We start from the raw sequence: 19,871 nt of genomic DNA on the forward strand, positions 1-19,871 counted from the left end.
ATGGCTTCGCTGCTCCACCGCCTCGGCGCCCTCTCCGCCCGGCGTCCCTTCGCCGTCCTCCTCGCCTGGGTCTTCCTGCTGGCCGCTGCCGCGGGCGGGATGGCCACGCTGTCCCGGCCCCTGAGCAACGAGTTCGAGATCCCGCACAGCGAGTTCGGCCGGGTCCTCGACGAGCTCGGCCAGGAGATCCCGCAGGTCGCGGGCGGCACCGGCACCGTCGTCGTGCACAGCGCCGACGGGTTCACGGCCGACCAGCGCAGGGCGCTCCGCGCGACCATGGCCGACTGGGAGGCACTGCCGCACGTGACGGCCGTGCTCGACCCGTTCGAGCTGCAGGACCAGCTCGACTCCTCCGGCGACCAGCTCGCGCAGGGCCTGGCGAAGCTGACGAAGGGCCAGAAGCAGCACGACGAGGGGCGCGCGCAGCTGATCGGCCTGCAGAACTGGCTCGCCGACCACCCGGACCAGGCCACGCCCTCCCTCGAGCAGCAGCTCGCCGACGGCAAGGACCGGCTCGCGGACGCGGAGCAGGAGCTCGACAGCGGCTGGACGACCTACCACGCCGGCAAGGCGCTCAGCGATGCCGGCGCCGGCGTCTCGTTCGTGAGCAAGGACGGCACGACCGCGCTCGTCCAGGTCCGCTTCGACGCCCAGACCCAGCAGCTCGACCCGGCCGTGCTCGAGCGCGTCCCCGAGACCGGTGCCGCCCTCGCCGACGCGGGGATCCAGGCCGACTACGGCCAGGAGATGACGGCCAGCCGCGAGGTCGGCGGACCGGGCGAGGTGATCGGCGTCGCCGTGGCCGGCGTCGTCCTGCTGGTGATGCTCGGCTCGCTCGTGCTGGCCGGGCTCCCGCTGCTGATCGCCCTGGTCGGAGTGGGCGTGAGCCTCACCCTGGGGATCGCGGCCACGCACTGGATCTCGCTGCAGTCGATGGCGCCGGTGCTCGGGATGATGCTCGGGCTCGCGGTCGGCATCGACTACGCGCTGTTCATCGTCAACCGGCACCGCCACCAGCTCGCCGACCTGGTCGAGGAGTCGGGCACCCCGCCCGACAGGGCCGGGATCCGGGCGAGCATCGCGCTGGCCACCGGCACCGCCGGCTCGGCCGTCGTCGTGGCCGGCACCACCGTCGTGATCGCCCTCGCCGCCCTCGCCGTGTCGGGCATCCCGACGCTCCTCCAGATGGGCATGCTGGCGGCCTTCACGGTGGCCGTGACGGTGCTCGTTGCGCTCACGCTGACCCCCGCCCTGCTCAGCCTGGCGGGCCGCCGGGCGATCCCGCGCCGACGTCGTACGACGCGGACCGGCCGCTCCCGCGACGGCTGGCCGCAGCGCTGGGTCGGCCTCGTCACCCGCCGCCCCCGGGCCGCGACCGCGCTGGTCGCGCTCGTGATGCTGGTGCTCGCCGTGCCGGCGCTGTCCATGCGCCTCGGCCTGCCCGACGGCTCGTCGGAGCCGCAGGACTCCACCGCCTACCGGGCCTACGAGCGCGTCGCCGACCACTTCGGCGCCGGTGCCAACGGCCCGCTCCTGCTCGCCGCGGACTACGACGCACCGGTCGCCGAGGCCGACGTCGTGGCCGAGGAGGCGAAGGTGGCCAAGGCCGTGCTCGCCGTCGACGACCGCGTGTCGGTGCTGCCCATCGGCACCAGCGACGACCGCCGGACGATCGCCTTCCAGGTCGTGCCGGTCGACGGGCCGTCGGCGGAGTCGACGGTCGAGCTGGTCCAGGGCCTGCGCCGCCTCGCCGCCGGTGACGAGCCCGTCCACCAGACCTCGTCGTGGCTCGGGCTGGAGGACGTCGTCGGGGACGCCAACCCGACCGGTGAGCAGCTCCTCGGCGACGACGTGCAGCTCGGCCTCACAGGTGCGACGGTCGCCAACATCGAGGTCTCGGAGCGGCTCGCCTCGGCGCTGCCGCTCTACCTCACGATGGTCATCGGCCTGTCCCTGGTGCTGCTGACGATCGTCTTCCGCTCGATCCTCGTGCCGCTCGTCGCCACGGCGGGGTTCCTGCTGTCGGTCGCCGCCAGCTTCGGCGCGATCGTCGCGGTCTACCAGTGGGGCTGGCTGGGCTCGCTCTTCGACGTCCACGACCCGTCCGCCGTCTTCAGCTTCATGCCGACCCTGCTGATCGGCATCCTGTTCGGGCTCGCGATGGACTACCAGATGTTCCTGGTCTCGGGGATGCACGAGGCGCACGTCCACGGCAGGGACGCCCGTACGGCGGTGCGGGTCGGCTTCGCCTCGGGCGCCCGCGTCGTCGCGGCCGCCGCGCTGATCATGGTGTCGGTCTTCTCCGGCTTCATCTGGGCGGAGATGACGATGGCCCGATCGATCGGCTTCGGGCTCGCGGTGGGCGTGCTGCTCGACGCGTTCCTGGTCCGGATGACGTTCACGCCGGCCGTGCTCTCGATGCTCGGCGACAAGGCGTGGTGGCTGCCGCGCTGGCTCGACCGCCTGCTGCCCAACCTCGACGTCGAGGGTGCGGCGCTCGCGCAGCGCCTGGAGCGCGAGCGGGTCGAGGCCGCGCAGGCGGCAGCCGAGGACACCGAGCGCGAGCTGGAGCCCGTCGGCTGAGGTCGGACCCGGGTCAGCTCAGGCGCAGCGTCTGGCCGGTGATCCGCGAGGCGGAGCTGCTGGCGAGGAAGAGGACGGCGTCGGTGACCGCGTCGGTGGTGCGCTGCTGGGCGGTCCGGACCAGGGTCCCACCCGCGGCCCGGCTGCCGCCGGTGGGAGCGGTGGAGCGGCCGTACTGTCGGGGGACCGGCGGGCGCCGCGGGGGAGCGACGGAGTTGACCCGCACGCCCAGCCCCGCCCAGTTGTCACCGGCCCGGATGGTGGAGTCGACGAGCTCGGCGTGCGCCGCCTCGGGGGTCGAGGAGAGCTCGAACCAGCGTCGTACGGACCCGGTGTTGACCACGCAGCCACCCCCGAGCGCCGGGCTCTGGCCGAGCTTGAGCCGCAGTCGCGTGGTGAGGAACGTCGGCCCGAGCAGTCCCGAGCGAGCCGCACCGGAGAGGAAGGCGCGCTCGTCGTCGGAGATGCCGTAGGGGAGGGTGCAGCCGGCCGCGAGGACGAGCACGTCGATCTGGTCGACCATCCCCACGAGGTGGTCCATCGACTCCTGGCGGGCGAGGTTGACCGACTCGTAGTCGAAGGCCGAGAGGTCGATGTCGTAGAGGGAGCGCAGCATCATCGTGCCGGTCACCGTCACCGAGGCGCCGGAGGCGGCGAAGGACGAGGCGATCGAGTGGCCCTCACCGCGCGTCCCGCCGATCACCAGGACCTGGTAGCCGGTGAAGTCGTACGACCCCGAAGTCGTCATGCTGAGACGTCCCCTCCCGCTCTGGCTCAGCGAACTTTCTACCACGCGGTAGGGGAACGTTGACAGGCCCGGCCGTGCTCAGTTCGGACACAAGTCGACGGCTCAGACGACCTCCTCCTCGGCCAGCACCTCCTCCTCGCGGAGCGGGTCCGCGAGGCCGGGTCGGCCGGTCCGGACGGCGGCGAAGGTCCAGAGCTTGTTGAGCACGAACGAGAGCGGCGTGATGAGCCCGATCACGATCAGCTGGGACCAGTAGAGGCGGTTGCGCAGGCCCGAGGAGTCGTCGAACACGCTCGTCGGCAGGCTCACCGGCGAGTGCGGGTGCATGAGCAGCGTGAGCATCGCCAGGCCGATCGCCTGCCCGCCCAGGCCGACCACGAGGAACGGCCAGTACTCCTTCCACCAGGCGGACGCGCGGCTGCTCTGGAAGGTCCAGGTGCGGTTGAGCTGGAAGTTCGACAGGTTGGCGACGAGGAACGCGATGGTCGAGTAGACGTGGTACCAGCGCAGGTTGAAGTCGGAGGTGCCGAGCCCGACGACCGCGTCGTCGAAGTGCGGGCCGAGCTTGCGCAGCAGGATCAGCGTGATCATGTTGACCACGACCCCCGAGACACCCACCACGCCGAAGCGGATCAGCAGCGTCAGGTTGCGCCGGTGGCGGGCGAGGAGCGCGCTTCCCCGAGATGGCATGTCGACGAGGCTACCGACCCGGGCTCGCGCGCGCGGCGGTTCTCCCTAGGATTGAGCCATGACGCAGCAGCCGTTCAGCCGCCCAGGTGCCATCGACCTCTCCGGGCTCGGCAAGCCCGCCCCACAGGCGGGTGCTCCCGCCGGCGCCCCGTCCCCTGCTCCGGCCGGTGGCGGGTCGTCGTACAGCGTCGTGGTGGACGAGCAGAACTTCCAGGGCCTGCTGGAGCAGTCGATGACCGCCCCGGTGCTGCTCGCGTTCTACTCGCGGTCGCGGATGCCGGAGAGCGGCCAGCTCGCCGACGACCTCGTCACCGTGGTGGGCGAGCACGACGGCCGCTACCTGCTCGGCCTCGTCGACATCGACGCCGTGCCGCAGATCGCCCAGGCGATGCAGATCCCCTCGATCCCGCTCGTCGTCGCGGTCGTCGACGGCCGTCCCACGCCGCTGCTGCAGGACGCGCTGCCGATCGACGAGCTGCGCACCGCCCTCACCCAGGTCGCTCAGCAGCTCACCGCGGGCGGCGTCACCGGTCGGCACCAGCCCCGCTCCCACGCGGCCCCGGCGGCCGAGGGCGAGGAGGAGGTCGTCGACCCGCGCTACGCCCCGGCCCAGGACGCGCTGGCCGCGGGCGACATCGACGGCGCCGTCGCGGAGTACCAGAAGCTCGTCGACTCGAACCCGGCCGACGTCGAGGCCGCGGGCGGCCTCGCCATCGCCAAGGTCATGCAGCGCACGCAGGGTGTCGACCTCGCTGCTGCGCGTGCGGCGGCGGCCGACCACCCCGACGACATCGACGCCCAGACCATGGTCGCCGACCTCGACATGCTCGGCGGGCACGTCGAGGACGCCTTCACCCGCCTGGTCAACCTGGTCGCGCGCACGGCCGACAAGGACCGCGAGAAGGCACGCGACCACCTGCTGGCCCTCTTCGCCGCGGTCGGCAACGACGACCCGCGCGTGCTCGCGGGTCGTCGCAACCTGGCCTCGGCGCTGTTCTGAGCCGTGACGTGCTCGGGAGCTAGCGCTTCCCGAGCACCGAGCGGCCGGCCTCGAGCCGGGCGACCGGCACGCGGAAGGGCGAGCACGAGACGTAGTTGAGCCCGATGTCGTCGAAGAAGTGGACCGACCTCGGGTCGCCGCCGTGCTCGCCGCACACGCCGACCTTGAGGTCGGGCTTGGTCTCGCGGCCCTTGGCGGTGCCCATCTCGACCATGCCGCCGACGCCGCGCTGGTCGAGCGACTCGAACGGGGACACGTCGAAGATCCCGTGCTCGAAGTAGCGCGAGAAGAACGCCGACTCGACGTCGTCGCGGGAGAAGCCCCAGCCCATCTGGGTGAGGTCGTTGGTGCCGAAGGAGAAGAAGTCGGCGTCGCGAGCGATCCGGTCGGCGAGGAACGCCGCGCGGGGGAGCTCGATCATGGTGCCGATCGCGATCTCGAGCTTGATCCCGCGCTCCTCCTCGACCTCGGCGATCTGCTGCTCCAGGACGGCCCGGACGATCTCGAGCTCGCGGACGCTGGCGACCAGCGGGACCATGATCTCGGGACGCGGGGCACCGTGGACGGCCATCCGGTCAGCGGCGGCCTCGGCGATCGCGCGACCCTGCATGCGGAACAGTCCGGGGATCTGGATCCCGAGGCGCACGCCGCGCAGGCCGAGCATCGGGTTGGTCTCGTGGAGCCGGCGGACGTGGCTGAGCAGCGCCTTCTGGTGCTGGGCGTGCTCGCTGTCCTCGCCGCGCTCCTCGGCCAGCGCGACCTCGACGGAGAGGTCGGTGAGGTCGGGCAGGAACTCGTGCAGCGGCGGGTCGAGGAGCCGGATGGTGACGGGCAGGCCGTCCATCGCCTCGAGGATCTCGGTGAAGTCCTGCTTCTGCAGCGGCAGCAGCGCGGCGAGCGCGGCCTCCACGCCGTCCTCGTCCTCGGCCACGATGAGCTTCTCGACGAGCTCGCGGCGCTCGCCGAGGAACATGTGCTCGGTGCGGCACAGGCCGATGCCCTGCGCGCCGAACCGGCGGGCGCGGGCGGCGTCCTCGGGCGTGTCGGCGTTGGTGCGCACGCGCAGGCGCCGGGCGCCGTCGGCGTGGGCCATGATCCGGGCGACCGCCAGGGCGAGGTCGTCGTCGAGCCGCTCGCCCTCGAAGTGGCGCACGACGACGGAGTCCGCGACCGGGACGGCGCCGGCGAACACCTCGCCGGTGCTGCCGTCGATCGAGATCACGTCGCCCTCGCTGATGGTCTCGCCGTCGCGGACGACGAACTGCTTGCCCTTGGTGTCGACGTCCAGCGACTCCGCCCCGCACACGCACGTACGCCCCATCCCGCGGGCCACGACCGCCGCGTGGGAGGTCTTGCCGCCGCGACTGGTGAGGATGCCGCGGGCGGCGACCATGCCGCGCAGGTCGTCGGGGTTGGTCTCCTTGCGGACGAGGATGACGTCCTCGCCCCGGGCCGCCCACTCGACCGCGGTGTCGGAGTCGAAGACGGCCTTGCCGACCGCGGCGCCGGGGGAGGCGTTCATCCCCTTGGCGAGCAGCGTGCGCTCGGCGTCCTCGTCGAAGCGCGGGAACATCAGTAGCGCGAGCTGCTCGCCGGTCACGCGCAGGACGGCCTCGTCCATCTGGATCAGGCCCTCGTCGACCATGTGGACCGCGATCCGGAACGCTGCCTCGGGGGTGCGCTTGCCGACGCGGGTCTGGAGCATCCAGAGCTTGCCGCGCTCCACGGTGAACTCGATGTCGCACATGTCGCGGTAGTGCCGCTCGAGGCGGTTCATGATGTCCATCAGGTCGTCGTGGGACTGCGCGTCGATCTCGGCCATGTCGGCGAGGCTCACGGTGTTGCGGATGCCCGCGACGACGTCCTCGCCCTGCGCGTTCTGCAGGTAGTCGCCGTACTCGCCCTGCGCGCCGCTCGCCGGGTCGCGGGTGAACGCGACACCGGACCCGGAGTCCATGCCGAAGTTGCCGAAGACCATCGCCTGCACGTTGACCGCGGTGCCGAGGTCCTCCGGGATGCGCTCCTGGCGGCGGTAGAGCCGGGCGCGGTCGGTGTTCCACGAGTCGAAGACCGCGCGGATCGCCAGGTCCATCTGCTCGCGCGGGTCCTGCGGGAAGTCGCGGCCGGTGTGCTCCTTGATGATGGCCTTGAACGTCTCGACGACGCCCTTGAGGTCCTCGGCGTCGAGGTCGAGGTCGGACTCGGTGCCCTTGGCCTTCTTCACCGCGTCGAGCGCGTCGGAGAACAGCTCGGACTCGACGTGGAGCACCGTGCCGCCGAACATCTGGAGCAGCCGGCGGTAGGAGTCCAGGGCGAACCGCTCGGACTCGCTGCGCGCGGCCAGGCCGCCGACGGAGGTGTCGTTGAGGCCGACGTTGAGGACGGTCTCCATCATCCCGGGCATCGAGAACTTCGCACCCGAGCGCACCGAGACCAGCAGCGGGTCGTCGGCGTCGCCGAGCTTCTTGCCCATCGCCTCCTCCAGCGAGGCGAGGTGCTCGGTGACCTCCTCAGCGAGACCGTCGGGCATCCCGCCCTCCGCCAGGTAGGCGCGGCACGTCTCGGTGGAGATCGTGAACCCCGGTGGCACCGGGAGGCCGAGGTTGGTCATCTCGGCCAGGTTGGCGCCCTTGCCCCCCAACAGGTCCTTCTGGTCCTTGTTGCCCTCTGCGAAGTCGTAGACCCAGGTCATGGGGGCATCCTGCCTCAGCGGCCGGACTCCGTATACGGCTGAGCTCCGCCGACCGCCGCGCGGACCCTCCGGGCGGTGAAGTCGGCCGCCAGCTCGTCGACCTCCTCGAGCGTGCAGAAGCGCACGTCGCGGATCTCGCGCTCCTGCTTGACGACGGTCGCGAGCACGGACGGGTCGAGGGTGCCGCCGTCGAAGACCAGGCACACGGCGTCGTCCCAGCCACCCCACGGCGGGAGCCAGTCGGTGAGCACCAGCCCGCCCGCGGCGATCGTCAGGCCGAGCTCCTCCTCGACCTCGCGCTCGACGGCGAGCTTCGGCGACTCGCCGACCTCGACCACCCCGCCGGGCAGGTCCCAGTCCTTCTTGTACGTCAGCTGGCACAGCAGCACGCGGCCCTCGGGGTCGCGCACGAGCATCTGCGAGATCGCCCGCTTGCGGGGCAGGAACGAGTTGAGGAGGGACCGGAAGCTCGTCGGGTCGCTGAGCGGCGGATCGGTCACCAGCCGAGCGAAGACCAGCATCGCGTCCGCATCGGCGCGGTCGGCGGTGCCGGGCACCACGCGCTGGGTGCCCTCGAGCATCAGCCCGGTGCGGGTGGCCACGCGACGGCTCGCGTGGTTGCGGGGGTCGATACGCGCCTCGACCCGCTGGACACCCAGCCCGCCCCGGTCCTCGCCGGTGAAGGCCCAGTCGACCAGCAGGCGCACGGCGCGCGCGGCCGACCCGCGTCCGCGGTGGCCGGCGTACAGCACCCAGCTCAGGTCGCCCAGCCACGGCTGGCGCCGCGTGAGCTCGACGCTCCCGGCGATCTCCCCGTCGCGCTCGATCACGAACGACACCCGCCGCTTGCCCGCCGCCCAGTCCTCGCGCCAGTCGGCGACGGCGCGACGGTGTCCGGCGGTGGTCACGTCCGCCGGGTCCCAGCCGAACCAGAGGGCGATCTCGTCGTCGTGACCGGCGACGGCCGGCTCGACGTCGTCGTCCCGCCACGGGCGGAGCGAGATCGTGCCGTCGGTCAGGGTCGGCTGGTCGTCGGGCACTCCGCCACCCTAGCGAGCGGTCCCTGCGGCCAGTCTCCTCCTTGTTGCTTCACCATGGGATGTCGGGAACTGCAGCACTTCCCTCATGCACGTGCGTGAGGGAAGTGCACATTGATCGACATCCCATGGTGAAGCAACAGGCCCGGCCGTACGCCGGACGACGTCAGCTCGCCCGCGCGATCAGCCGGCGCAGCCGGGCGGCCGTGGCCGACGGCTGCTCGAGGTCCGACCAGATCAGCCGGATCATCCACGCGTCCGCCGCCTCCCGGAGTGCGTCCTCCCGCTTCTTCTCCTCGAAGACCACGTCTCCAGGGTCCTGGCCGTCCTTGAGCAACCGGCCGTACTTGACCTTGCCGTCGAACTCGCCGAGACCGCGGTGCCGGGGCCACGCCCAGTCGGTCCGGCCGATCAGCGTGCCGCCGGCGCGGACCTCGTGCTGGAGCGTCGGAGCCGGGAGGTGCTCGGACCAGAACAGCCAGAGGCCGCGCGACTCCCCGACGGACTCCGCCTTGTCGGTGCACATGCGCACGGGAACGTGGAGACGCCGCACGTGCGGACAGTGCGCCATCAGGTCGAACCGGTCCTCGATCTCACCTGAGGTCGCCCGGCTCGTGAAGCGTGCGGAGTTGAGCACCACGAGCGCACTCTCGGGTGTGCCGAGCGAGCCGGCCTCGAGGGCGCACCGCGCCGGCAACAGGACGCGCATGCCGTCGATCACGTCCACCTCGCCGTCAGCGACGAAGCCCTCGTGGTGGACCACGTCTCCTTCGATGCGTCCCGCACCACCGTCGAGGCGCGTCACGTGTACCCGGTTCAGCGGGAGCCCCCAGACGTCCAGCCCTGCGGCGACGCACCCCGAGGTGTGGCTCAGCGCGACGGCCTCGCCCAGCGAGTGCAGGACCGCACGGCAGCGCATCCGGTGACGCTCCTCCTCGGAGGCGGCAGCCCAGAGGTCGGGGAACGTGTAGTAGCCACGGCGGATCCGCAACCACCGCCTCGACCTGGCCTCGGCGTCGATCGCCCGCTCGTCGAGTCCGGCCTCGCGTGCGTGGGACCGGGTGAAGAAGCCGAGCTCGAGGCAGATGGCGCGCAACGGATGCATGGAGCGATCGTCAGCAGCCGCTCGGTGGGTCGCCAGCGGCGTACCCAGAGGCTGTGGACGGTGGTCGTTTCGCGCGGCCTGTGGACGGTTTCCGGCCCGGTCACTGCCGGCGATGCTTCACCATGGGATGTCGGGAACTGCAGCACTTCCCTCATACAACTGCATGAGGGAAGTGCACATCGGGCGACATCCCATGGTGAAGCAACAAGGGGATGAGGGTGGATCACCCGTCCTTGCGGAACCACACCGTCGCGAGGGGCGGGACCACGATGTCGGCGTACGCCGGCTGGCCGTGGTGGTCGCCGGCGACGCTGGTGATCGAGCCGAGGTTGCCCACGCCGGAGCCGTGGTAGGCCTCGGCGTCGGTGTTGAGCACCTCGGTCCAGGTGCCCTCCGACGGCAGGCCGAGGCGGTAGCCGTCGTGGGGGGTGCCGGCGAAGTTGGCGACGCAGACGAGGTCGGGGTGCCCCGGGGCACGGCGGACGAAGGAGAAGGTGTTGCGGCCGGCGTCGTTGGCGTCGACCCACGCGAACCCGGACGGGTCGTTGTCCTTGCCCCAGAGCGCGCCCGTGGCGGCGTAGGTAGCGTTCATGTCGCGCACCATGGCGTGCACGCCCGCGTGCTCGGGGTGCTCGAGGAGCCACCAGTCGAGCTCGCGGCTCTCGGCCCACTCGGACTCCTGGCCGATCTCGCAACCCATGAAGAGCAGCTGCTTGCCGGGGTGGGCCCACATGTAGGCGAGGTAGGCGCGCAGGTTGGCCAGCTGCTGCCAGCGGTCACCGGGCATCTTGCGCAGCAGCGAGCCCTTGCCGTGCACGACCTCGTCGTGGCTGATCGGGAGGACGTAGTTCTCCGCGAACGCGTAGACGAGCGAGAAGGTCATCTCGCCGTGGTGGTGGCTGCGGTAGAGCGGGTCGCGGGCGACGTAGTCGAGCGAGTCGTGCATCCAGCCCATGTTCCACTTGAAGCCGAAGCCGAGCCCGCCGTTGCTGGTCGGGCCGGTGACGCCCGGCCAGGCGGTCGACTCCTCGGCGATCGTGACGATGCCCGGGACGCGCTTGTAGACGGTGGCGTTCATCTCCTGGAGGAACTGCACGGCCTCGAGGTTCTCGCGGCCGCCGTGCTTGTTGGGCGACCACTCGCCGGCCTCGCGGGCGTAGTCGAGGTAGAGCATCGAGGCGACGCCGTCGACGCGGAGGCCGTCGGCGTGGAACTCCTCGAGCCAGAAGACCGCGTTGGCGTAGAGGAAGTTGCGGACCTCGTTGCGTCCGAAGTTGAAGATGTGCGAGCCCCACTCCTTGTGCCAGCCGCGCTGGGGGTTGGGGTCCTCGTAGAGGGGGGTGCCGTCGAAGCGGGCCAGCGCCCACTCGTCGGTGGCGAAGTGGCCGGGCACCCAGTCGAGGATGACGCCGACGCCCGCCTGGTGCAGCCGGTCGATGAGCCGCTTGAGGCCGTCGGGGTCGCCGAAGCGCGCGTCGGCCGCGAAGTAGGACGTGACGTGGTAGCCCCACGAGCCGCCGAACGGGTGCTGCATCACCGGCATGAACTCGACGTGGGTGAAGCCGAGGTCGGAGACGTAGGGCACGAGCGCGTCGGCGATCTCGTCCCACGAGTAGAGCTCGCCGGAGTAGTGCTTGCGCCACGACGCCAGGTGCACCTCGTAGGTGGACATCGCCTCGTCGACCGGGCGCTTGGTGCGGCGGGCCTCGATCCACGCGTCGTCGCCCCACTCGTGGTCGGACCGCCAGACCACGGACGCCGAGCTCGGCGCCTTCTCGGCGTACTGGGCGAGCGGGTCGGCGCGGTCGACCCACTGCCCGTCGGCGCCGCGGATGCGGTACTTGTACTGCTCCCCGACCCCGACGCCGGCGACGAAGGCGTGCCACACGCCGGACCCGTCGAGCCGGGACATCGGGTGGGCGGAGCCGTCCCAGCCGGCCCACCCGCCGGCGACCTGGACCTCCAGGGCGTTGGGTGCCCAGACGCGGAACGACGTGCCGTCCGCCGTCACCTGCGCGCCGAGGACCGTCCAGAGCAGCTCGTGGCGGCCCTCGCCGATCAGGTGCAGGTCGAGCTCGCCGGGTGCGTGGTTCGTGCTGGCTGTCTCAGTCATGCGTCCCTCCCAGGGCCGCCAGCGGGATGGAGAGCCACCCCGGGCGGTTGCGTGCTTCGTAGACGGCCTCGTAGACCGTCTTGTCCGCCAGGTAGGCGGCCAGGAGCGTTCCGGCCTGCTCGCCGAGACCCTCGCCCCGCTGCTCGGTGTAGGCCAGCAGGAAGGCGCTGCGGTTGCGCGAGGACCACTCCGAGGCCCGGTAGTCGATCTGACCCGCCTCCGGGGAGTCGGGCCCGAGGCCCGTCAGCGAGACCACGCGCGGCGCGTAGTCGAACGAGCGGATCATCCCGGCGACGTCGCGCCAGACCGAGTCGGGCTTGAGGCGCTCGGCCAGGGGCTTGGCCGGCTCGCCCTCGAAGTCGACGATCTTCCAGCCGAGGCTGGTGCGCAGGGTCTGCCCGAGGTGCAGGTCGCCGTGGACCTGCTGGACCTCCACGGACCCGAGCGCGCGGAGGGCGTCGTAGGTCTCGCGGAGGCCGGTGGCGTAGGGCGCCAGGTCGGGTACGACGTCGAGGGCGGCGTCGAGCCGACCCGTCATCGCGTCGGCGAGGTCAGCGACCGCGGCGGCGTCGCGCTGCTCGACGGGGAAGTGCGCGGCCAGGTCGGCATGCACCTCCGCGAGCGCCGTGCCGAGGCGGGCGGCCTCGCTGGCGAAGTCGCCGCCGACCTCGTCGGCGTGCAGGTCGGCCTCGGCGTAGAGGTTGCGCACGCTCGCCAGGGCGAGGTCCCAGCCGTCGCTCGCGGTGCGGAGGAACTGCTGGAGCATCGCGAGCTGGATCGTCGCGTCGGTCCCGTCGGACTCGTCGTCGACGAGGTCGAGCCATCCGTAGAGGGCGGCCACGTGCGTCGAGCCGGCCTCGGTGAGGACCTGGTGGATCGCGATGTCGGGGTTCACGCCGGGGGTCACCTTGCGGAAGACCTTCATCAGCGCGTCGTCGCCGAAGGCGACCGAGGAGTTCGACTGCTCGCCCGAGAAGAGCGTCGAGTGCGACTCGAGGTCGAGCTCGTGGCCCGGGAGCACGTGGAACATCAGCTCCCCGCGGGAGGCGGACTCACCGTGCGAGAAGGCCGTGAGCCACAGGCCCATCGCCTGCCGGTCGTGGACCGCGTCGTAGACCCACGCGTGGCCGAGCTCCTCGTCGTCCCACTCGCCGACCAGCGCGTGCCCGATGCGGTCCTGCGGCTCGCGGTAGTAGGCCAGCGGCACCTGGTAGAGCTCGGACTCGTCCGAGTCGGAGTAGGCGACCTCGGCGATCTCGATGGCCACGCGCACGCCCTCGGGGGCGTCGGGCAGCTCGCCGACGCGGCGTACTCCAGCCAGGGTCCACGGGCGACCCTTGCCGCCGAACCAGCGGGCCTCGCCGATCCAGGCGGTCAGGTCCTCGAGCGCGCTGGTCATCCCGGCACCTCGGAGGCCGTCGGGTCGGTCAGCCTGAGCCACAGGAAGCCGTAGCCGCCGAGCGTCAGGAGGTAGGACAGCTCGCCGATCGCCGGGAACGGGACGCCGCCCAGCAGCTCGACGGGGACCATGCCCTCCCACTGGCGCAGGTCGAGCTCGACGGGCTGCGGGAAGCGGGAGAGGTTGTTGACGCACAGGATGACGTCGCGGCCGTCCGGCCCCTCGTGCTCGCGCACGTAGGAGAGCACGCTCCCGTTCGAGCCACCGAGGTCGTGGAACTCGCCGAGGCCGAACGCGGGGTGCCGCCGTCGCGTGTGGACCAGTCGCCGGGTCCAGTGCAGCAACGAGGAGGTGTTCTCCAGCTGCGCCTCGACGTTGATCGACTGGTAGCCGTAGACGGGGTCCTGGATCGCCGGCAGGTGGAGCTTGCCGGGGGTGGCGCTGGAGAAGCCCGCGTTGCGGTCGGGCGTCCACTGCATCGGCGTACGCACCCCGTCGCGGTCGCCGAGCCAGATGTTGTCGCCCATCCCGATCTCGTCGCCGTAGTAGAGGACGGGGGAGCCGGGCAGCGAGAGCAGGAGCGCGGTGAAGAGCTCCATCCGGTTGACGTCGCCGTCGAGGAGGGGCGCCAGTCGCCGGCGGATGCCGATGTTGGCCTTCATTCGCGGGTCGTGGGCGTACTCCGACCACATGTAGTCGCGGTCCTCGTCGGTGACCATCTCGAGGGTCAGCTCGTCGTGGTTGCGCAGGAAGATGCCCCACTGGCAGCCGTCGGGGATCCGCGGCGTCTGCTCGAGGATCTCCGAGATCGGGAAGCGCGACTCGCGGCGCACGGCCATGAAGATGCGCGGCATCACCGGGAAGTGGAACGCCATGTGGCACTCGGTCCCGATCCAGCGGCCGTCCTCGGTCTGCTCGGGCCCGAAGTACTCGACGACGTCGGCGGGCCACTGGTTGGCCTCGCAGAGCAGCACGCGGCCGGGGTAGTTCTCGTCGACGAACCGGCGGCACTTCTTCAGGAAGTCGTGCGTCTCCTGGAGGTTCTCACCGTTGGTGCCGGGGCGCTCGTAGAGGTACGGCACCGCGTCGAGGCGGAAGCCGTCGAGGCCCATGTCGAGCCAGAAGGCCATCGCCTCCAGCATCGCGTCGTGGACCTTGGGGTTGTCGAAGTTGAGGTCGGGCTGGTGGTGGAAGAACCGGTGCCAGAAGTACTGCTGGCGGACCGGGTCCCACGTCCAGTTGGACGGCTCGGTGTCGACGAAGATGACGCGGGCGTCCTGGTAGAGCTCGTCGGTGTCGGACCAGACGTAGAAGTCGCCGTAGGGGCCGTCGGGGTCGCTGCGGCTGGCCTGGAACCACGGGTGCGCGTCACTGGTGTGGTTCATGACGAAGTCGATGATCACGCGGATGCCGCGCTGGTGGCAGGCGTCGAGGAACTCGTGGAAGTCGTCGACGGTCCCGCACTCGGGAAGGATGTTGTTGTAGTCGGCGACGTCGTAGCCGCCGTCGCGCAGGGGCGAGGTGAAGAACGGCGGGACCCACAGGCAGTCGACGCCGAGCCACTCGAGGTAGTCGAGCTTCTCGATCAGGCCCTTGAAGTCACCGGTGCCGTCGCCGTTGGAGTCGCGGAACGAGCGGACCAGGACCTCGTAGAAGACCGCAGTCCTGAACCAGTCCGGCTCCGCGTTCAGCACGGCGGTCGCCGCTCCTGCGTCGGTCGGCATGGGCTGGTCGCTCAACGGGGGCTCCTGACGGTGATGACGTGGGCGGGTTCGTGGCCGGGGTCGAGCCGGACGTAGTTGTGCTGGCTCCAGCTCCAGTCGGCGCCGGTGATCTCGTCGTGGGCGACGAAGGAGTCGTGCCAGTCGAGGCCGAGCGCCGGCATGTCGAGGTGGATCATCGTCTCCCGCGTGCCGTGCGGGTCGAGGTTGATGATCGAGACGACGACGTCGTCCTCCCCGCTGGGCAGCAGGGCGCGCTTGGAGAACACCAGCACGTGGTCGTCCTCGCTCTCGTGGATCGTCACGTTGCGCAGCAGCTGCAGCGCGGGGTGCTCGCGACGGATCTCGTTGAGCCGGGTGATGTAGGGCGCCAGCGTGGTGCCCTCGGCGTCGTGCTTCTTCCAGTCGCGGATCCGGATCTGGTACTTCTCGGAGTCGAGGTACTCCTCCGAGCCCGGCTTCACCGCGACGTGCTCGAACAGCTCGTAGCCGGCGTAGACACCCCAGCTCGGGGACCCGGTGGCGGCCAGTGCGGCACGGATCTTGAACGCCGCCGGTCCGCCGTACTGCAGGAAGGCGTGCAGGATGTCGGGGGTGTTGACGAAGAAGTTCGGCCGCATCAGGTGGTCGGACTCCGAGGACACCTCGACGAGGTAGTCCTCGATCTCGCGCTTGCCGGTGCGCCAGGTGAAGTAGGTGTAGCTCTGGTGGTAGCCGACGGCGCCGAGTCCGTGCATCATCGCGGGCTTGGTGAAGGCCTCGGACAGGAAGATGACGTCGGGGTCCGTACGACGCACTTCCGCGAGCAGCCACTCCCAGAAGGCCAGCGGCTTGGTGTGCGGGTTGTCGACGCGGAAGATCCGCACGCCGTGGGCCATCCAGAGCTTCACGATCCGCAGCACCTCGCGGCAGATGCCGGCCGGGTCGTTGTCGAAGTTGATCGGGTAGATGTCCTGGTACTTCTTCGGCGGGTTCTCGGCGTAGGCGATGGTGCCGTCGGCGCGCGTGGTGAAGAACTGCGGGTGGGTGGTGACCCAGGGGTGGTCGGGCGCCGCCTGGAGGGCGAGGTCGAGCGCGACCTCGAGGTCGAGCTCCTTCGCCCGCGCGACGAACGCGTCGAAGTCGGCGAACGTGCCGAGGTCGGGGTGGATGGCGTCGTGGCCGCCGTCCTTGCTGCCGATCGCCCACGGCGAGCCGGTGTCCTCGGGGCCGGGCGTGAGGGTGTTGTTGGGTCCCTTGCGGTTGACCTCGCCGATCGGGTGGATCGGAGGGAGGTAGAGGACGTCGAAGCCCATCTCGGCGACCCGGTCGAGCCGCTCCATCGCGGTGAGGAACGTGCCGGTCGTGACCTTGCCGGTCTTCTCGTCGCGGGTGGCCCCCTCGGAGCGGGGGAAGAACTCGTACCAGCTGCCGAAGAGGGCCCGCACCCGGTCGGCGCGGAAGCGGAACGGGCCGCTCGTCGAGACCAGCTCGCGCAGCGGGTGGCTGCGGAGCACGGCACCCAGGTCGGGGTCCTGGAGCGCGGCGAGCCGTGCGCCGACGGGCCGGTCGAGGTCGGACGCGGCCGCGATACCGCCCTGCACGAGCGCCTTGGCGGCCTTGTCGAGCTTGTCCGGGCCCTTGCCGGCGGCGACCCGCTCGAGCAGCAGGCGGGCCTCGGTGAACATCAGCTCGACGTCGACACCGGCCGGGATCTTGATGCCCGCGTCGTGCTGCCAGGTCGCGATCGGGTCGGACCACGACTGGATCTCGAAGGTCCACTCGCCCTCAACGTCCGGCGTCACGTGGGCGACGTAGCGGTTGGGCTCCTCGCCCTCGGCGCTCATGCGCACCGGAGCGCGACGCTTCCCGGCCGGGTCGGTCGCGACGACCTCGGCGGCGAGCTGGTCGTGGCCCTCGCGGAACACGGCCGCGCGGACCGGCATGGGCTCGCCGACCGTGGCCTTCGCCGACTGCCGACCGAGGTCCACGACGGGGGAGACGTCCATCACCGGTATGCGTCCAACCATGTCCCCACACTTGCGAACGCGGGACAGCGACGCAAGCGCGACGCCCTGTGGTCTCACCCCTACGACCGATTTCTTGGATCGATCCAAGAAATGCCCTACCGTCGTGGACCGTGCGAGCGTTCAGACGATTCACCGTCCGTCCCGTCCTGCCCGAGCCGCTGGGTGCGCTGTCCGTCCTGGCCGGCAACCTGCGCTGGTCGTGGCACCCGCCGACCCAGGACGTCTTCGCCGCGATCGACGCCCAGCTGTGGCGCGACGTGGCCGGCGACCCGGTCCGCTTCCTCGGCGCCGTCAGCCGCGAGCGGCTCGACGAGCTCGTCGACGACGGCGACTTCCGCAACCGGCTCGACGCCGCCCACGCGGACCTCGAGCGCTACCTCACCGAGGACCGCTGGTACGCCCGCAAGGCCGGCGCCGACGCGCCCCGGGCGATCGCGTACTTCTCGTCCGAGTTCGGCATCACCTCGGTGCTCCCGCAGTACTCCGGCGGCCTCGGCATCCTCGCCGGCGACCACCTCAAGGCGTCGTCCGACCTCGGCATCCCGCTGGTCGGCGTGGGCCTGTTCTACCGCCACGGCTACTTCAAGCAGGCGCTCGACCGCGACGGCTGGCAGCAGGAGAGCTACCCCGTCCTCGACCCCGACGAGCTGCCGCTGACCCAGCTGCGCGAGGCCGACGGCACGCGCGCGACGGTGTCGCTGGCGCTGCCCGACGGCCCGGACCTGGTCGCGCGGATCCTGGTCGCCCAGGTCGGCCGCGTCCCGCTGCTGCTCCTCGACACCGACATCGAGGAGAACAGCGCCCACTACCGCGACGTCACCGACCGGCTCTACGGCGGCAACTCCGAGCACCGGCTGCGCCAGGAGCTGCTCCTCGGCGTCGGCGGCGTGCGCGCGCTCCGGGTGTGGTCGCGCATCACCGGCGCCCCGGCTCCCGAGGTCTTCCACGCCAACGAGGGCCACGCCGGCTTCCTCGGCATCGAGCGGATCCGCGAGCTCACCGTCGACGAGCACGGCCCGCGCCTCGACTTCGACACCGCGCTCGAGGTCTCGCGCGCTGGCACGGTCTTCACGACCCACACCCCGGTCCCGGCGGGCATCGACCGCTTCCCGCGCGAGCTCGTCGCGCAGTACTACGGCGGCAACTCGCCGACCCCCGGTGTCCCGGTCGAGCGCATCCTCGCGCTCGGGGCCGAGGACTACGAGGGCGGCGACGCCGGCGTCTTCAACATGGCGGTGATGGGCTTCCGCCTGGCCCAGCGCGCCAACGGCGTCTCGCAGCTGCACGGCCACGTCTCCCGGGGGATGTTCAACGGCCTGTGGCCCGCCTTCGACGAGGCGGAGGTGCCGATCTCCTCGATCACCAACGGCGTCCACGGCCCGACCTGGATCGCCCGCGAGGTCATCGAGCTCGCCGCCAGCCGCGGCGCCGACATCGACGGTGACGACACCGACGCGCTGTGGCCGCTGGTCGACCAGATCGGCGACCGCGAGATCTGGGACCTCAAGCGCACCCTGCGCACGCGCTTCATCGACGACGCCCGCGCCCGGATGCGCCGCTCGGCCGCCAAGCGCGGGTTCGCCCCGGCCGAGACCACCTGGATCGACACCGCGCTCGACCCCGACGTGCTGACCATCGGCTTCGCGCGTCGTGTGCCGACCTACAAGCGGCTCACGCTGATGCTGCGCGACCCCGCCCGCCTCAAGAAGCTGCTGCTCGACCCCGAGCGCCCGATCCAGCTCGTCATCGCCGGCAAGGCCCACCCCGCCGATGAGACCGGCAAGCGGCTCATCCAGGAGATGGTGCGCTTCGCCGACGACCCCGAGATCCGGCACCGCATCGCCTTCCTGCCCAACTACGACATCGCGATGGCGCAGCCGCTCTACCCCGGCTGCGACGTGTGGCTCAACAACCCGCTGCGCCCCTACGAGGCCTGCGGCACCTCCGGCATGAAGGCCGCGCTCAACGGCGGCCTGAACCTGTCGATCCTCGACGGCTGGTGGGACGAGTGGTACGACGGCAACAACGGCTGGGCGATCCCCTCGGCCGACGGCATCGACGACCCCGACCGCCGTGACGACCTCGAGGCCAACGCGCTCTACGACCTCATCGAGGGCGACGTCGTGCCGCGCTTCTACGAGACCAACCACGAGGGCGTCCCGCCCCGCTGGCTCGAGATGGTGCGCCACACGCTGAAGTCGCTCGGCCCGAAGGTGCTCGCCACCCGGCAGGTCCGCGACTACGTCCGCGAGCTCTACGCCCCGGCGGCGCACACCGCACGCTCGCTGAACGCCGACTACACCGGCGCCCGCTCGCTGTCGGGCTGGAAGTCCGAGGTCCGCGCGGCCTGGCCCGGCGTCCGCGTCGAGCACCTCGACTCCGAGGGCGCCGGTGACCAGGCCGAGGTCGGCGCGACGCTCTCCGTCCGCGCGTGGGTCGCGCTCGGGGCGCTCTCGCCCGACGACGTCGAGGTGCAGGTCGTGCACGGCCGGATCGCCTCCGACGACGAGCTGACCGCCACCACGATCACTCCGATGACGGTGGGCGAGTCCTACGACGGCAACCGGCACCGCTTCGACGCCACGGTCTCGCTCGAGACCTCGGGAGCCTTCGGCTACACGGTGCGGGTCGTGCCCCGCAACGCAGCGCTCGCCTCGGTCGCCGAGCTCGGCCTGGTGGCCGAGCCCGCCTGACGCCGGCAGGCCGTCTCGACCCGAAGCCGCCGCACGTGCGGCGGATGTGGCCCCGCCGATCGCAGTGCAGGGGCCAGATCT

General features: G+C 71.2%; 12 protein-coding genes. 3 read left to right on the forward strand and 9 right to left on the reverse strand.

From position 1 onward, the window contains the following. Positions 1–2,583 (forward strand): MMPL family transporter, encoded by a 2,583-nt coding sequence (locus BLV76_RS14920; RefSeq protein ID WP_090969830.1) that lies wholly within the window; start codon positions 1–3, stop codon positions 2,581–2,583. A gap of 13 nt (positions 2,584–2,596) precedes the next feature. Here the strand turns inward: BLV76_RS14920 and BLV76_RS14925 are convergent, their stop codons facing one another. After that, positions 2,597–3,331: an SDR family oxidoreductase gene (locus tag BLV76_RS14925; protein ID WP_090969831.1), complete on the reverse strand. Its 735-nt coding sequence runs from the start codon at positions 3,329–3,331 to the stop codon at positions 2,597–2,599. A gap of 102 nt (positions 3,332–3,433) precedes the next feature. Further along, complete coding sequence (locus tag BLV76_RS14930; protein ID WP_090969832.1) at positions 3,434–4,021, reverse strand: GtrA family protein; 588 nt, start codon at positions 4,019–4,021, stop codon at positions 3,434–3,436. 58 nt (positions 4,022–4,079) lie between these two features. Here BLV76_RS14930 and BLV76_RS14935 point away from each other — a divergent pair, with 58 nt between their 5' ends. After that, positions 4,080–5,021 carry a co-chaperone YbbN gene (locus BLV76_RS14935; RefSeq protein ID WP_090969833.1) on the forward strand — a complete coding sequence of 314 codons (942 nt, stop codon included), beginning with the start codon at positions 4,080–4,082 and terminating at the stop codon, positions 5,019–5,021. 19 nt (positions 5,022–5,040) lie between these two features. Here the strand turns inward: BLV76_RS14935 and ppdK are convergent, their stop codons facing one another. From ppdK to BLV76_RS14970, 7 genes are all read right to left on the reverse strand, one after another. Continuing rightward, a complete protein-coding gene (ppdK, locus tag BLV76_RS14940) occupies positions 5,041–7,713 on the reverse strand; it encodes a pyruvate, phosphate dikinase (RefSeq protein WP_090969834.1) in 2,673 nt (890 codons plus the stop codon). Between the two features lie 14 nt (positions 7,714–7,727). Then, positions 7,728–8,753, reverse strand: coding sequence for an NUDIX hydrolase (locus BLV76_RS22195; RefSeq protein ID WP_139306587.1), 1,026 nt, complete (start codon positions 8,751–8,753; stop codon positions 7,728–7,730). A 163-nt stretch (positions 8,754–8,916) separates the two neighbouring features. Next, a complete protein-coding gene (locus BLV76_RS14950) occupies positions 8,917–9,855 on the reverse strand; it encodes a hypothetical protein (protein WP_090969835.1) in 939 nt (312 codons plus the stop codon). A gap of 223 nt (positions 9,856–10,078) precedes the next feature. Beyond that, positions 10,079–11,968: a 1,4-alpha-glucan branching protein GlgB gene (glgB, locus tag BLV76_RS14955; RefSeq protein ID WP_090969836.1), complete on the reverse strand. Its 1,890-nt coding sequence runs from the start codon at positions 11,966–11,968 to the stop codon at positions 10,079–10,081. Beyond that, positions 11,961–13,367, reverse strand: a complete 1,407-nt coding sequence (locus BLV76_RS14960) for a maltokinase N-terminal cap-like domain-containing protein (protein WP_090969837.1) — start codon at positions 13,365–13,367, stop codon at positions 11,961–11,963. Before BLV76_RS14960 ends, glgB begins: the two co-directional genes overlap by 8 nt. After that, a complete protein-coding gene (treS, locus tag BLV76_RS14965) occupies positions 13,364–15,091 on the reverse strand; it encodes a maltose alpha-D-glucosyltransferase (RefSeq protein WP_090969838.1) in 1,728 nt (575 codons plus the stop codon). The genes BLV76_RS14960 and treS overlap by 4 nt, the downstream gene beginning before the upstream one ends. A gap of 11 nt (positions 15,092–15,102) precedes the next feature. Continuing rightward, positions 15,103–17,097, reverse strand: a complete 1,995-nt coding sequence (locus tag BLV76_RS14970; RefSeq protein WP_090969839.1) for an alpha-1,4-glucan--maltose-1-phosphate maltosyltransferase — start codon at positions 17,095–17,097, stop codon at positions 15,103–15,105. A 110-nt stretch (positions 17,098–17,207) separates the two neighbouring features. Between BLV76_RS14970 and glgP the strand changes: the two genes are divergently transcribed. Then, the gene (glgP, locus tag BLV76_RS14975) at positions 17,208–19,790 is read left to right on the forward strand and encodes an alpha-glucan family phosphorylase (protein ID WP_090969840.1); all 2,583 of its coding nucleotides are present in this window, start codon (positions 17,208–17,210) and stop codon (positions 19,788–19,790) included. The last annotated feature ends 81 nt before the right edge of the window (positions 19,791–19,871 follow it).

Origin of the sequence: Nocardioides exalbidus (assembly GCF_900105585.1) — a bacterium.
GTDB classification, from domain to species: Bacteria; Actinomycetota; Actinomycetes; order Propionibacteriales; family Nocardioidaceae; genus Nocardioides; species Nocardioides exalbidus.